This is a genomic window from Methanobrevibacter acididurans, assembly GCF_046197875.1.
Lineage (GTDB): Archaea > Methanobacteriota > Methanobacteria > Methanobacteriales > Methanobacteriaceae > Methanobrevibacter_A > Methanobrevibacter_A acididurans.
In genome coordinates, this window is record NZ_CP166991.1 from 905,179 (window position 1) to 919,251 (window position 14,073).

A 14,073-nucleotide genomic window follows, 5' to 3' on the forward strand; every position below is an offset into this window, starting at 1 on the left:
AAAAAAAATAATTAAAAATTCTTTATAATTCACATACTTCTGGATTTAAATCTGGATTTAATGTTGATTTAATTGTATCAACAATACAATTTGCATTCCATCCTACTAAACCACTTGCTACTTCTTCAAGGTTTAATGGTACTTCTTCCATCCCATAAGGTCTTACAAGTATCATTGGTATTTTATGTTTTAATGCAGATTTTACAATACTATCTATTTTTTCTTTATTAGCTGTGTATATTCCGGCTAATAAAATTATCACATCAATATCTTCAAAAAAATGTGCTGGTACTTGTTCAAAGTCATCTGCACCTATACTGGTTTCTTTCCATAAGAAATCAGTTTTTGAGTATAGTTTTTCTGTGAATTGACCATACTCATTTTCTTTATCTTCACCACGTGTTATAAATATTTTATATATTTTATTGTCTTGTTCATCTTCAAACATTTTTATTAAATCCCCATTAAATTATTTTATAATGTAAATTTTTGATTGATTAATAAAGAATTTAATCTTTAAATTATTCTTCTGAAGTTTTAACTTCACTAATACCATTTTCTTTAGTTACAGATATAATATTATCTGCAGCAGTTTCTAATTCTGAATCATGAGTAACAATTAACATTTGAGGTAAAACACTCATTTCGCGAATAATATCTATCAATTCATGTCTTCTGTAACTGTCTAAGTGTATTGTTGGTTCATCAAGTAATATAGTTTCAATATTACCATGGCTCATAGATTGAGTAATACCTAGTCTTAATGCGAGAGCAATAGCTATTTTTTCTCCACCACTAACCATTTCAAGGTTAGATTCTCCTTCAGGACCAAATACTTTAATATTAAAATCTTCATCTATCATCAAATCACTATAATTAAAGTTAAATTGTTCGAAGAATTCTTTGGTATATTTTTGGATTAATGGTCTAGAACGTTCTCTTAAATCTTTTTGAACACCATCTTTACCATAAACACCTCTAATTTCAGTTAATAAATTCATGAATGATTCGTAATCTGCAAGTTCATTTTCTAATTCTTGGTTTTTACGAATTTTACGTGTTAAGTTTTCTATAGCTGGAATAATTTCGGTTACTTGACCTTTGATTTCTCCTATTTCACGTGTTACTTCTTGAATTTCTTTATTTAAACGTTCATATATGAATACTATATTTTCATATTTATCTTTATCATAATGAGAGGATTGAATATCTTCTTCTAATTTATTAATTTTTTTATTAATAATTTTGATATCTGATTTTTTATTTTCTAATTTATTATTGACTGATTTTTTTAAATGAATAGTACCTTTAAGTTCATTATAACGTCTATCCTTTTCAGTTAATTCATCAATTTTATTATTTAATTCATCTTCCTGAATTTTAGCACTTAAAAAACTATCTTGGGATATATCATCTTTTATGCGTTGAACTTGTAAATCAGTTTTCCCTGTAATTTTATAAAGTTCATCTTTAGCTTCATGTTCTTTACCTAAAGATTTAAGAGCACCTTGAGATTCAATATATTTATCATGATGTTGTTTTTTAGATTCACGATTTTCAGTTTCTTCTTTAATTTGCTTTTCAACTTCAGATAAACTATCTAAAGTATCTTGTTTTAAAGTTAATCTATCCGTTAATTCAACAATTTTATTTGTATTTTTATCTATACTTTCAACAATGTGTTTATTAGAATAAATTTGTTTCTCAATTTCTAATAATTCTTCATGTTTACTTATTAAAGATTTATTTTTAATTTCAAATTCGTTTATTTGAGCATTTAACTCTTCCATTTTAACTTTATTATCTTTAATAGTTTTTTTATAACCTTCCTGCAAATCTGATTTCTTTTCAGGAGTTATATCTGATTGACAAATAGGACATTTATCTCCAACTTTAGCTAAATCTTTTAATGGTAACTCACTACTTTTTATACCTTCACCTAAAACTACAATGTCTTTTTTATAATTTATAGCTAATTTTTCATTGTTCTTAATTTCATTTGAAATATTAACATTTAATGTATCAACAAAATGTTTTAATTTATTAAAATCTTTATAATCATCAAATGATTCATTAACATCTAAAAATGGAGAAATAATATTTTCTGCCCGTTTGAAGAATTTATCAGAAGTTATTTTATTATTTTCTAATTCAGTTTCAACTGATTTCTTTTCAGATTCTAATTGTTCAAAAACACTGATTTCTGATTGAATTTTAGATTTATTAGATTCTAAAGCTTTAATTTTACCTTCTAATTCAAGATAAGTATCATAATCCATTTTTTCTTCATCTAAAATCTTTTTATGAGATTCAATATCTTCTAAAATTTTCTCATATTTCTTTTGATCAGATTTTAATGATTGAATTTTATTGACTGCATCTTTAAAATCAAGATATATAGGTAATTTTTGAGAGTACTTTTCAAGTCTTTTCATTTCATTTTCATTATGAACAATTTCATCAGCTTGGTTTTGTAATTCTTTTTTATCCTCAACCATCTTTTTAGCATTATTTATTTCATTATTCAAGTTGGTTTGTAATGCTTCAAAAATACCTTTTTCTGTTTCCATTTGTCCTTTAGTAATGGCTTTTTGATCATGATCTTTATTAAGATTATTTAATTTTTCTTCAGCATTATTTCCTTTTTTACTTAAATTATCAAGTTCTTGTTTTTTAGTTTTTAATTCATAATTAAGTTCAGATTCACTTGAAAGTTTTCCTTTAATTTCTGAAATTTTCTTATCATATTCATTTAAGATAGGTAATAAATTTTTCCAAGCTGTTTCTAATTCTTCAAGTTTTAGAAGTTTACCAATTAATTCTTTTCTTTGTGCAGGTGTTTTTCCAACTAATTCTGCAATTTCACCTTGTCTTACATAAATTGCATTTAAGAATAAATCTCCATCCATTTCTAATAAAGATTGAATTTCTTTATTGACTTCTGCATCTCCACCAACAATTTTTTGGAATCTGTCTCCAATTTTTTCATATAAACCTGCATTTGAAGTAGTTTTAGTTCTTGTTCTTCTTATTTCATATTCTTTTCCATTAGCAATAAAATCTAATGTTACACTCATTTTTTCATTACTTTTATGAACATTATTTATTTTAATTAATTCATTAATTTTTTTCGCAGTATATTGTTTAAAGAGTGCAAAACTTATTGCTTCAAATATGGTTGATTTTCCTGCCCCATTTTCACCTACTATTAAACTTATACCAGGTTTGAAGTTTATTGTTGTGTTTTCATGTGATTTGAAGTTTTTAAGTTGTAATTTTTTAAAAATCATACTTAATCATCCTCCGTTTTAAATACACCAATTGTTTCCATTTCTTTTTTAATATCTTCTTCAGATACTTTTAAACCATTATCTCCAAAGTATTCATTGAAGAAATTTTCCGCTATTTTTTCGGATTCAGGTAGTTTATTTTTGGATAAATTATCAAATAAATCTACAGCTAAATGATTTACATCTTCATTTTCTAATTCTGACATTTTTTTGATTATTAATTGACGAGGTTCTAATGTCTTTTCATTTTGTATTATTTCTAGTTCTTCTTTAATTTTATCCGGATAGAAATGAGGTCTTATATAAGATGTGTATTCATCTAATACTTTGTGTACTGTGTCAAATGCTTCTTGTGTACTAAAGTTACCTTCTTCAACTGTGATATCCAAAAGGGGTTTAGTTTTTAATTTTATTATATTATTTTTTAATTCTTGAAGTTCAGCTAATAATTTATTGTAAGATACAGTTTTTTTGATAAATTCTCTTGGTAAATCTATTTTGATTCTTTCTGTTTCTGGGATGTCTCCGGACATGTCCACTAATACAAATCCTTTACCATTTTTTTGATAATCTTTTAATTCATTTGTTTTCCATATTTCAGTTGATCCGGGGTATACTAATTTACCATTTCCGTATGGTTCGTTTATATAATTATGGATATGTCCCATAGCATAGTAATTGAAATTTGTTGGTAATTCTCCTGTTTCAAGTTCATAATCAAATGGAAGGTATTTATCTATTCCTTGGTGAAGAATTATTATGCTTTTTTTATATTCTTCTGCTTTTTTACTTGCTTCTTGTATTTTTTTCATTAATAAAGGTTTCATAGATTTTGGTAAGTATGGTACTCCTGTTATACATATATCATCTTCTAAGTAAGATGGTCTTTTTGCACTTAATGGTCGAAATCCTAATTTTCTAAAAAGTGCTTGAGGAGGTATGAATCCTTTTCTTAGTACAGTATCATGATTACCTGTTATTCCATATATAGGTATATTTGCTTTCCGTAGTTTTAGTAATCCTTCTTGGAATGTTAGTAATGCTTTTGGTGATGGTCTATTTGTTTCAAATAGGTCTCCACTATGAATTACGAAGTCCACTCTTTCTTCTATTATATTGTCTACTACATTGTTGAAGGTGTAATAAAAGTCGTCTTCACGTTCTTGTAGGCCATATTGTCTATAACCTAAATGTGTATCTGATAAGTGAGCAAATTTCATTTGTTTTCTCCCTTTGTATTTTTTTTTGATAAATTTTTATTAATTTTAATTATTATGTTTTTTTTTGTTTTTATTCATTAATAATATTTTAGTTTTATTTAATAGTTTTATTTTGGTTTTAGTTTGACTTATTTAGTTAATTTTAAGTTTTCTATGTGTTTTTATTTTTTTGTAAGTTAAATATTTTAATTTTGTGTATTTTTTTAATTTTTTTAAAAATTTTAATAAAAATGTTTAGTTTTATTAAAAACAAACTTTATTGGCCAAAATAGAAATTATGATTTTTTTATTAAATTGGATAAAAAAAAGCTTAAATTTTATAAATTTTATAATTTTTTTAACTTAATTTAAAAATTAATCAAAACCAATAATCGTTCATGATTATTAAAACCATGAGTAATAACTAACAAAAAAACAAATTTAAACATCCCCAAAACAGTTTTAATAATTGTAAAATAATCCAAACATGAAAAATAAGAATAATAAAAAGATTTATAATGTATAACTAACAATATATCAACAAATAAAGAAAACCATTAATTTAAAACATGTAAAAAAAATGATTTATAATCTTTTAAACTAAAAATAAAATAATCAAATTGAAAAAATAAGGAAAAAACATAACCAAAAACCTTACACCCCCCCCCCCCGATGTGGAAAAAATTCAAAAAACGAAAATAACTAATAAGATAGGAGAAAAGGAAATGTACTTTGATGAAAAAATTAACAAAAACTTAAAAGAAATTTTAAAAAATAAATTCCAAAAATTATACCCTGAAAAAGAATTAAACGAATTAAAATTTCAATTATCCAAAGATAATTCTAAAGAATTACAAATTAGTTCACCTAACTTGCGAATAGAACAAATAACTAATGAAAACATATCAGAAATAGAAAAAGCAATAAATGGAAGATTTAACAATATTGTAATTATTAACAATAAAGTTCAAATATCTTATTTATTAAATTAATTTTTAAAAAATTTTTTAATAATCTCCACCTAAATTTAAAAAATCATCTTCCATTTCATCTAATTCCTCAGTTTTAGACTTAAGATTTTGACTCCAAATTTTACAGATATCCAAATCTCCACCTACATTTTTACCTTTAAAACTATTAATTTTAACTAAAGTAGGGATTTTAGTCATCATACCCAAAACTAAAGCTTCACCAACATTCAAACTAGGCAATTGACCAACCAAATCATCAGACAAAGACTCAGAAGAACTTTGCACATGTTGTTGATCTTTAGGTTCAACAAGTCTTAAAATAATCATATTATTAGCTTGAGACAATGTTTCACTATCAACTGACTTTGGAGATTGACTAACCATACATAAACCTAAACCAAACTTACGACCCTCACGAGCAATCCGTGTAATCCAATATTTACATTTAGTACTACGATTTTGAGGAGCAAGAATATGAGCTTCTTCCAATACAAAAAATACGGGAATATTTAAAGCATTCACATCATTTTCATGAATAAAATTCTTTCTACTTTTTAAAGCATTCCGTAAAACATGACTTACAATAACTTCAGCAGTATTTTCATCAACTTGACCCAAATCAAGAACATTACAACTGTTCGGTTTTAATTGTGTTAAAATATTACCTGTATTTGTATCTAATAATTTTCCATAAGTACTTTGTAAATCTTCAATCTTATTAATTACATCAATGATATTATTTCTTTCTTTAGATGGACGATCATCATCTAATTCCCATTTATTTAAAATAATTAATAATTGTTCTAAGAAATCTGGAGTTTTAGCTTCACCATTTTGTAATTGTTCTTTTGCTTCTTTAAAAGCTTTTCTAATGTACCTTTCTTGGTTTACAGCATTAGATCCAATATTAGCTAATTTTTTAATTTCATCAAATTCCATGTATTTAGGATTAATGATTGGTTTAATAGGATTTACTTCACCATTTTTGAATTTTGCATTAATATACTCACTATGCATATCAAAAATAAATATACAACCATTATTTTTTAATAATTCATCAACTAATACTGAAACTGTATTAGATTTTCCTGCACCAGTCATTGCAAGAATTGCTAAATGACGAGAAACCATTTTATTTAAATCTACACCTACTTCTACTTCTTCTTGACTTATTAAATGACCTAATGTTAAACTATTTTCTTGATCAAAAACATCTTTTAATATGTCTGTTGAAGCTTTCTCAACTTCAGTACCAGGAGGTGCAGGAGTTCTTGGAAGTTTAAGATTATCATTCACATCTCCAAGAATTCTAACATTTCCTTTAATATAATAATCATTTCCTTCTATTTCCTTAATTTTATCTATAGTGTCAGGATCATAAATCTCATTATTAAGTGAAACTGAACCTCTAACCATAGATTCAATCATGCCTAAGACAGTTTTACCATCATAATTTAATGTAACATATTCCCCCACACTTGGCATTTTTTTACTAATAAAACTTAAATTTACAAGAGTAGTTTCCCCTATACTTCTACCAATAATCATAACATTTCCCTTCCTTGTCTTTCAATTATATCTACAATAGAACTGATACTATTCATATCATTATTCTGAATTACCACATCATGATGTGCTTTATAAAGTAAATAAGGATAACCTCCAACAGAATCCTTTTTCAAATCACTTAAAACTTGTAAACATTCTTCCTCAGATGCATGATAAGGTAATTCAAATTTTAAAACATTAGTATTTGGAGATAATCTAGCATAAAAAATAGTGAAATCTATATTTTTAAAAAACTCATCCCCAATTAAGAAATTTGTCCGAATATCTTCACTTGCATTACGATATCTTAAAGTACTATAACCTTCATTTGTTGAATAATAATTTAATAATGCAATATCTGGAACATTACTATTAAAAAAATCTTTACTACTACTGGTTTTACTAATTGCAACTATTTTTTCTTTATGTTTTAATAATTCTATATACAATAAAGATTTTTCAATATTTTCAAGAAAAATGCTTATTTCATAATCTTTAAATTTATTATCTAAATCAAGTGTATTTATTAAATCATTAGATTTAATGTTTTCCTCTTTATTTTTTATAGATTCTTTAAATTGAGAATTTACTTGTTTAATTATATCAATTCGTGTTTTTTTTGGAATATCATGGGGTGATGGGAATAAAGGAATTATATTACCATAAATACTTCCATCTAGTAGGTAATAATCTAAGTCCTTGTTATCTTCTATAGTTTTTATTGCATTTTTTAATTCAAAAATGTTCATGAAATTACTTAAACGTTCATCAAGAAATTTTTGATGAGATAAAGTATCAATATTTGTTAATTCATATTTTTTTAATTTTTGATCTTTATTTGGATTATAAATTAAGCTTTCAGCAGCTACAGCGTAAAGATAAAAGCTTATGAATCTTTTTTTGTTTAAACTCCCATCACCTGCAGCTATTACTTTATCTTTTAAAGGTAATGGAATTGTTTTTTCAATCCAATTTTTTGATAAATCCAAATCTTTATGTTGATATTCCACTATTTGTTCTTGGATTGTACCTTTTTTATTTATTGCTTCTTCATATAATGATTCTAACATATAAATCTCTGAATAAATATAATTTTAATTTTTAGATGCTTTATTGATTGCAGTTGTAATTTCATTTATTTTTGATTCAACATCTTCTGTTTCTTCAACTATTGTACCTGTAACTATTAAATCTGCACCTGCTTTTGCTGCTTTATATGCTGTTTCACCATCCCGGATTCCTCCCCCTACTATGATTACCATGTCTGTTGTAGCTTTTTTAGTATATGCTACCATTTTTGGAGGTATAGGTTTTTCTGCTCCTGATCCTGCTTCTAAGTAAAAGAATCTCATTCCCATAAATTCACTACTCATAGCATATACTGCAGGTAATTTAGGTTTATTCCTTGGGACAAGTTGTGCTTGCCCTACAAATCCAACAGTCCCTCCAGGTTCACATACCATGTATGCCATAGGTAATGTTTCGATTCCAGAAGCTTTTACTGCTGGTGCTGCAAGTGCTTGTGCCCCAACTAACCAGTATGGGTTGGTACTATTTATGAAACTCATATATAACATTGCATCAGCATATTTACTTACACTACTAGTGTTTCCTGGGAAAATTATTATAGGTTTTTGAATATTTTCTTTCAATATTTTACATGTAAAATCTACTTGGTTTTGACTTACAGTTGATCCTCCAACTAAAATAATATCAGTTCCGCCTCTTATAGCTGCTTCAGCAATTTTTAATGCCTCTTCCGGTGTTTGTTCATCTGGATCTATTAGTGTTAAATGCATTTTTCGATTTTTTAAAGTTTCTTTTATTTCACTTTCTACAGACATGTTTTGCTTCCTTTATTTTTTTATTGTGACTATATTTTTTGTTTAAAATTAATTTTTTATAATTTTTATTTAATCTTATATTATTGTTCACTATATTATTATTATTTTTGGATTTAATAGTATTTAATTTTATTTAAAAAAATAAGATATATTATTAATTGAATAAACAAAAAAGTATTAAAAAAATAGAAAAAAGTATTAAAAAGGTTTTAAAAAAAATAAAAACAATAAAGGATAAAATTATCCTCTTGCTTCTTTAGCTTTAAGTCTTAAACCCTTGTAACCACATTTTCTACAAGTTTTAGCATCAGCAGGGTTACGAGCATTACATTTTAAGCAAATTTTAACATTGAAAATTCTGTTTTCAGCTTCATCAAATCGTGCCATTAAGATATCCTCCCAAATAATCATATATGATAAAATAAATTTCGATTATAATTAAAAAAACAATTAATCTAATCTTATAATTTTTTATTTAAAATTATGAAACAAAAAATAGTTATGTATTCATAAATCTTATAAAAATATATACTCTTCTTAATATATAAACCTAATGGTTATAAACAAGAATCGAACAAAAAAATAAGAATAAAAACTAATCTTTATTATACTGACTTAAAAAATCATTCTGTATATTGACAACACCCTCACCATCATGAGCATTACTATAAGCTTCGAGTAACTCCCCATTCAATTCTAAGAAAGTATGACCCCACTTAAAAGTACTCATAATATCATGAGCTTGATCTTTAAAACCTGTAATATATAAAGTAGCAGCAATAGCTTCACTAGTAGATAAAGTACAAGGTTTACCATAGTTAACAGGATTAGTAGCAATTAAAAAAGGTAAAGCACGATGATACTTACTTAAATTAAAAAAACTCTTAGAATCACTAACTTTATTCCAACTACAATCTAAACCAACAACACCACGTCTAGAAACATAACGATGATCCTCCGGAGAAACACTATAATCACTATAAGGATTTAAAACAATGGCTCCATGAGGAATTTGATTAATACGATAAACCAAACGAGCTTTATCTGTTTTCCACATTTTAATTGCAGTACATTTCTTTTTATCACATTCATTAGCATGAAAAATTGTAACTTTTACCATAATAAAACATATCCATAAAAAATATTAAAAGGAGAAAATTAATTAGCCCCTTTAGCATTCTTAATTTGATCTAATAATTGATTATAAGTAGCATTATCTATACCTAAGACATCTGGACCTGTAGGGGCACTAGGATTAGTCTTCAAAGTAGTACTAGTAAGTAAAGGTTCAACATAATCTTTATACATAGGACAATATAAACTACCATCACATTCTACCTTAGAAGAATTACTAATGACATAAATAAGAAAAGTTTGATTATCTTTATCCGCTTGACAAATATACACATTATAAACACTAGAATTATCAGTAGTAGTATTATTACTTACTTGAGTATTAGGAACAGCTTGAGAATAAAATATATTCCAATTATTCTCACCTAACTGACGATGCTCAGGAGATTGTAAACCTTGTAATTGCATCAAATCAATTAAAAAATCACCATCTTTAAGTGTACTCATATTATAAGTAATACCATTATTTGAATCAATATAACTAGCTTGAAATTGATGATTAGGAACAGAATCATTTATAACATTCCCAGAAACATTCCCAGTGAAAGACCCACTAATAAATGCTGCATTAAAATTTGTAGTATCACCTTTATTAAAGAACATCATATAACTTGCACCAAGTGCAATAACTAATATAACTAAAACAAAGACAATAATTAAAATATTCTTTCTTTCCAAAACTCACTCACTCCAAAAAATTATTAAATAAGGTCTTATATTATTTTAGATTTTACTCAATAATAAAATTTATTAAAAAAAAGAAAATAAAATATTTAATTTATTAACTATAAGAATAAACTTTAATAGTCCATGAATCAAGATCTTGAGTATCCACATCAATACTTAAAGAACCAGAACCAGAGAAAATAACACTATCCTCTTTACCCTTAACAGCACTAGTAGTACCCCAATCAACTGCAGTACTTCCAACACTAGCCCCATTTAAATAAGAATTAGTATATAAATAATTATATCCCCCATGGTTATTAATAGGCATCCCATAAGCATAAACTTTAATCTTACTACCTGTTAAACCAGTTACAGACAATTGATCATTACCTACTCCATTAAAAGTTTGAACTAAATGCCAACTACCACTAGTACTAGAACTAGAACCAGACTGACTACTTTGAACATTAGAAGAACTAGAACCAGACTGACTACTTTGAACATTAGAAGAACTAGAACCAGACTGAGAACTAGGAATTAAACCACTACTAAAAGTAGAACCAGTACCTGAAGAACTAACTAATAAAAATGTACAACAAACAATTACAACCAAAATAATAATAGTTGCACCAATGATTAGATACTTCTTATTTTCATCTTTCTTAGAATCAGGAGTTATTTTAGTCACATTAGACTGATTAAAAGAAGGAGTAGCAGATTGAATTAAATTAGTTCCACATTTACGACAAAACTTAGCATCAGAAGAATTTTTAAATCCACATTTAGGACAAATATTATGATTCTCCACCATACTTTAATCACCACCTTTTAAAAAAATAATTTATTAATACTATATAATATTTAAGAACTAATTATTTTTAAATTATTCTATTTAATTTTAATAGATAAAAAATAATTAATCAACAAAAAAAATAAATACTTCAAAAAAAATATAATAATACAATAAAAGAATAAAAAGGTGATATTAATGTGTAGTGGTGGAGGCCCAATGGCTGAAATAGATATGAAAAAATTAAAAACAAAAAGATATCGATGCTTAGATTGTGGAAATGAATTTAAAGGAATTGGAAAACATGTTGTATGTCCTTCCTGCCAAAGTGATAATGTAGAATCAAATGAATAATATTACTTCATTAAATATTTTAAAATAAAACCTTTTTTTTTACATTTTTAAAAATATAATAAACAAACTAATTTTTTTAAATAAACAAATATTTAAGGACCACATAAACTTATGAACACTAAAGAAACAAATATAAAATTAAAACCTGAGGAAATATTATTTTTAAAAGGAAATACTGGTACTGTAGGCATAGTTAAACTATCTGATAAAAAAATGATTTTTCTTGGAACACCAGAAAATGATGAAATTGTTCAATTTTTAGAACCTGGAGACTTAATTGCTGTTAGCGCATTCGGAACAGGAGAAAAATTTGAAAAAGGAATAAAATCCTTAATTTACCTTACACGAGACATGGATTCACCAATAATAGTTTTACCTAAAAATCACCCCTCAAGCAAAAGATTAAAAATGGTAATAAGTGTAGGTGAAAATATCCGTTTAGATTGTAATATAATACCCGGCACACATCCAGAACAAGACATATTATGTAGTTGTGATAGTTTAACTGGTTTAGAAATTTTTAAATCTGCAAATGGAGTAAATATTAAAGGAAATTTAAAAGATTATGAAATTAAAAAGTTTTAATAATATCCATTTAAAAACCCCTTTTTTTTATAGTATAAAAATAAAACTTTGAAATATATATTGATTAAATTTAAAATTTAAATAATGATTTATATAATAAAAATTAAAATATTAATAACTAATTTATAGGATTTAAAATTAAAATGATTACAGAATCAATATTTATATTTTTAGGAGAACTAATAACAATAGGCATTATATTACTATTATTAATTTTAATTATAACATTAGTATTAGGTAAAATATTAATTAAAAAAAATCTTTTAATATTTCCAAAAGTTATGTTATTAGGATTAGATGCTTTTTATTCTCCATTGAAAAAATTTTCAAAAAGTTTAGGACTTGATAAGACATTAGTAGATCATATTGGTGTTGAATTACGAAACAAGGTAAATGAAAAAAAATTCAATAAAATTCCAAATGATGAAAAATTAATATTTTTACCTCACTGTCTTCGAGCAGCAGACTGTGAAGCAAAGCTTACAAAAACTGGTGTAGAATGTACTGAATGTGGTAGATGTAGTATTGGTATTATTAAATCAAAAGCAGAACCCATGGGTTATACTGTATTTATCGTTCCTGGAAGTAGTTTCATTGAAAGGATTATAAAAGAACAACACTTTAAAGCAGTAGTAGGAATAGCATGTTATGAAGATTTAAACTTAATGATGATGAACTTATCAGATTTTGCACCTCAAGGAGTATTATTAACACAAGATGGATGTTTTTTAACAAAAGTAAATGTAAAAGAAGTTTTAGATAAAATCGGATATGAAAAACAAGATCAAACTAAACAAACAACATTAACTTAATAAAAAAATATAATTATTATGATACCTAATCCTTTAGAAATTCCAATTACAGATACCCATATACATGTAGATCCTATTAATGGGAAAGGACCCTTAAAAATAGCAAAAATATTCTACAATAATGGAGGTCGAGTAATGATAATACCAAACAAACCTGCATGGAATTTTGGCCAACCCACAAATTATGAAAAAGGAATGGACTTAAATAATGAATATGTAGACCTAATAAACAAAGAAACACCTGTTCATGCATACAGTTTCCTTGGAGTTCACCCAGCAGAATATTCAAACTTAATAAGAGCAGGAAAAACATACCAAGAAGCATACAAAAGAATAATAAAAGCAATAAATTATGGCAGCAAAGAAATAGAAAAAGGTAATGCATTAGGAATAGGTGAAATAGGAAGACCCCATTACCCTGTTGAAGAAGAGGAATTAAAGTACCATAATAAAATCTTAGAATACTGTTTAAAATTAGGTAAAGATTTAAACTGTCCTGTGATGTTACATACAGAAGATTTCACACCTCAAAAATATGAAGAAATAGCAAAAATTGCAGATAAAATTGGGTTTAATAAAAATAAACTTATAAAACACCACGCAGAGGCTCATGTTTTGAAAGAAGAAAATTTTGGAATTGTTCCAAGCATAACCACTAATAAAACTAATATTATTGAAGCTTTAAAAAAAGGTACACGATTTTTTATGGAAACAGATTTTTTTGATGAAGATGAACATCCTGGAATGGTATTAGGTCCTAAAACTGTACCAAAAAGAACATTGAATTTTATTCAAAACGAAATAATGACTGTTGAAGAAGCTTTTCAAATACATAAAAATAATGTTGAAAAAGTTTTTGACATAGATCAATAAAAAA

General features: G+C 25.9%; 15 protein-coding genes. 5 read left to right on the forward strand and 10 right to left on the reverse strand.

Annotation, left to right across the window (positions count from 1 at the left end; all coding sequences use genetic code 11):
* Window positions 1–22 precede the first annotated feature (22 nt).
* From ACA135_RS04460 to ACA135_RS04470, 3 genes are all read right to left on the reverse strand, one after another.
* Complete coding sequence (locus ACA135_RS04460; RefSeq protein WP_409197568.1) at window positions 23–448, reverse strand: nuclease; 426 nt, start codon at window positions 446–448, stop codon at window positions 23–25.
* A 73-nt stretch (window positions 449–521) separates the two neighbouring features.
* Window positions 522–3,290, reverse strand: coding sequence for an AAA family ATPase (locus ACA135_RS04465; RefSeq protein ID WP_409197569.1), 2,769 nt, complete (start codon window positions 3,288–3,290; stop codon window positions 522–524).
* A gap of 2 nt (window positions 3,291–3,292) precedes the next feature.
* On the reverse strand, window positions 3,293–4,510 hold the full coding sequence (locus ACA135_RS04470; protein ID WP_409197570.1) for an exonuclease SbcCD subunit D: 1,218 nt from the start codon (window positions 4,508–4,510) through the stop codon (window positions 3,293–3,295).
* Between the two features lie 704 nt (window positions 4,511–5,214).
* On the opposite strand from ACA135_RS04470, the gene ACA135_RS04475 reads away from it, so the two are divergent.
* Complete coding sequence (locus ACA135_RS04475) at window positions 5,215–5,481, forward strand: hypothetical protein (RefSeq protein ID WP_409197571.1); 267 nt, start codon at window positions 5,215–5,217, stop codon at window positions 5,479–5,481.
* Window positions 5,482–5,496: 15 nt separating this feature from the next.
* Here the strand turns inward: ACA135_RS04475 and ACA135_RS04480 are convergent, their stop codons facing one another.
* From ACA135_RS04480 to ACA135_RS04510, 7 genes are all read right to left on the reverse strand, one after another.
* Window positions 5,497–7,008, reverse strand: coding sequence for a helicase HerA domain-containing protein (locus tag ACA135_RS04480; RefSeq protein WP_409197572.1), 1,512 nt, complete (start codon window positions 7,006–7,008; stop codon window positions 5,497–5,499).
* Window positions 7,005–8,078, reverse strand: a complete 1,074-nt coding sequence (locus tag ACA135_RS04485) for a DNA double-strand break repair nuclease NurA (RefSeq protein WP_409197573.1) — start codon at window positions 8,076–8,078, stop codon at window positions 7,005–7,007. Before ACA135_RS04485 ends, ACA135_RS04480 begins: the two co-directional genes overlap by 4 nt.
* 24 nt (window positions 8,079–8,102) lie before the next feature.
* Window positions 8,103–8,852 carry a geranylgeranylglyceryl/heptaprenylglyceryl phosphate synthase gene (locus ACA135_RS04490; RefSeq protein WP_409197574.1) on the reverse strand — a complete coding sequence of 250 codons (750 nt, stop codon included), beginning with the start codon at window positions 8,850–8,852 and terminating at the stop codon, window positions 8,103–8,105.
* 240 nt (window positions 8,853–9,092) lie between these two features.
* Window positions 9,093–9,239, reverse strand: coding sequence for a 50S ribosomal protein L40e (locus ACA135_RS04495; RefSeq protein ID WP_409197575.1), 147 nt, complete (start codon window positions 9,237–9,239; stop codon window positions 9,093–9,095).
* 208 nt (window positions 9,240–9,447) lie between these two features.
* A complete protein-coding gene (locus ACA135_RS04500) occupies window positions 9,448–9,972 on the reverse strand; it encodes a DUF367 family protein (protein ID WP_409197576.1) in 525 nt (174 codons plus the stop codon).
* Between the two features lie 38 nt (window positions 9,973–10,010).
* The gene (locus ACA135_RS04505) at window positions 10,011–10,664 is read right to left on the reverse strand and encodes a hypothetical protein (RefSeq protein WP_409197577.1); all 654 of its coding nucleotides are present in this window, start codon (window positions 10,662–10,664) and stop codon (window positions 10,011–10,013) included.
* Window positions 10,665–10,767: 103 nt separating this feature from the next.
* Complete coding sequence (locus ACA135_RS04510; protein ID WP_409197578.1) at window positions 10,768–11,466, reverse strand: zinc-ribbon domain-containing protein; 699 nt, start codon at window positions 11,464–11,466, stop codon at window positions 10,768–10,770.
* Between the two features lie 198 nt (window positions 11,467–11,664).
* On the opposite strand from ACA135_RS04510, the gene ACA135_RS04515 reads away from it, so the two are divergent.
* From ACA135_RS04515 to ACA135_RS04530, 4 genes are all read left to right on the forward strand, one after another.
* Entirely contained in the window at window positions 11,665–11,799 is a 135-nt protein-coding gene (locus tag ACA135_RS04515) for a hypothetical protein (RefSeq protein ID WP_409199111.1), read from the forward strand.
* 111 nt (window positions 11,800–11,910) lie between these two features.
* Window positions 11,911–12,384 (forward strand): hypothetical protein, encoded by a 474-nt coding sequence (locus tag ACA135_RS04520; RefSeq protein ID WP_409197579.1) that lies wholly within the window; start codon window positions 11,911–11,913, stop codon window positions 12,382–12,384.
* A gap of 143 nt (window positions 12,385–12,527) precedes the next feature.
* Window positions 12,528–13,196 (forward strand): DUF116 domain-containing protein, encoded by a 669-nt coding sequence (locus tag ACA135_RS04525; protein ID WP_409197580.1) that lies wholly within the window; start codon window positions 12,528–12,530, stop codon window positions 13,194–13,196.
* Window positions 13,197–13,214: 18 nt separating this feature from the next.
* Window positions 13,215–14,069, forward strand: a complete 855-nt coding sequence (locus ACA135_RS04530) for a TatD family hydrolase (RefSeq protein WP_409197581.1) — start codon at window positions 13,215–13,217, stop codon at window positions 14,067–14,069.
* The last annotated feature ends 4 nt before the right edge of the window (window positions 14,070–14,073 follow it).

Coding starts and splice junctions, on each gene's coding strand:
- ACA135_RS04480 (WP_409197572.1), bottom strand. CDS start 7,008: ATGATTATTGGTAGAAGTATAGGGGAAACTACTCTTGTAAATTTAAGT.
- ACA135_RS04520 (WP_409197579.1), top strand. CDS start 11,911: ATGAACACTAAAGAAACAAATATAAAATTAAAACCTGAGGAAATATTA.
- ACA135_RS04485 (WP_409197573.1), bottom strand. CDS start 8,078: ATGTTAGAATCATTATATGAAGAAGCAATAAATAAAAAAGGTACAATC.
- ACA135_RS04470 (WP_409197570.1), bottom strand. CDS start 4,510: ATGAAATTTGCTCACTTATCAGATACACATTTAGGTTATAGACAATAT.
- ACA135_RS04460 (WP_409197568.1), bottom strand. CDS start 448: ATGTTTGAAGATGAACAAGACAATAAAATATATAAAATATTTATAACA.
- ACA135_RS04515 (WP_409199111.1), top strand. CDS start 11,665: ATGGCTGAAATAGATATGAAAAAATTAAAAACAAAAAGATATCGATGC.
- ACA135_RS04495 (WP_409197575.1), bottom strand. CDS start 9,239: ATGGCACGATTTGATGAAGCTGAAAACAGAATTTTCAATGTTAAAATT.
- ACA135_RS04500 (WP_409197576.1), bottom strand. CDS start 9,972: ATGGTAAAAGTTACAATTTTTCATGCTAATGAATGTGATAAAAAGAAA.
- ACA135_RS04530 (WP_409197581.1), top strand. CDS start 13,215: ATGATACCTAATCCTTTAGAAATTCCAATTACAGATACCCATATACAT.
- ACA135_RS04465 (WP_409197569.1), bottom strand. CDS start 3,290: ATGATTTTTAAAAAATTACAACTTAAAAACTTCAAATCACATGAAAAC.
- ACA135_RS04490 (WP_409197574.1), bottom strand. CDS start 8,852: ATGTCTGTAGAAAGTGAAATAAAAGAAACTTTAAAAAATCGAAAAATG.
- ACA135_RS04475 (WP_409197571.1), top strand. CDS start 5,215: ATGTACTTTGATGAAAAAATTAACAAAAACTTAAAAGAAATTTTAAAA.
- ACA135_RS04510 (WP_409197578.1), bottom strand. CDS start 11,466: ATGGTGGAGAATCATAATATTTGTCCTAAATGTGGATTTAAAAATTCT.
- ACA135_RS04525 (WP_409197580.1), top strand. CDS start 12,528: ATGATTACAGAATCAATATTTATATTTTTAGGAGAACTAATAACAATA.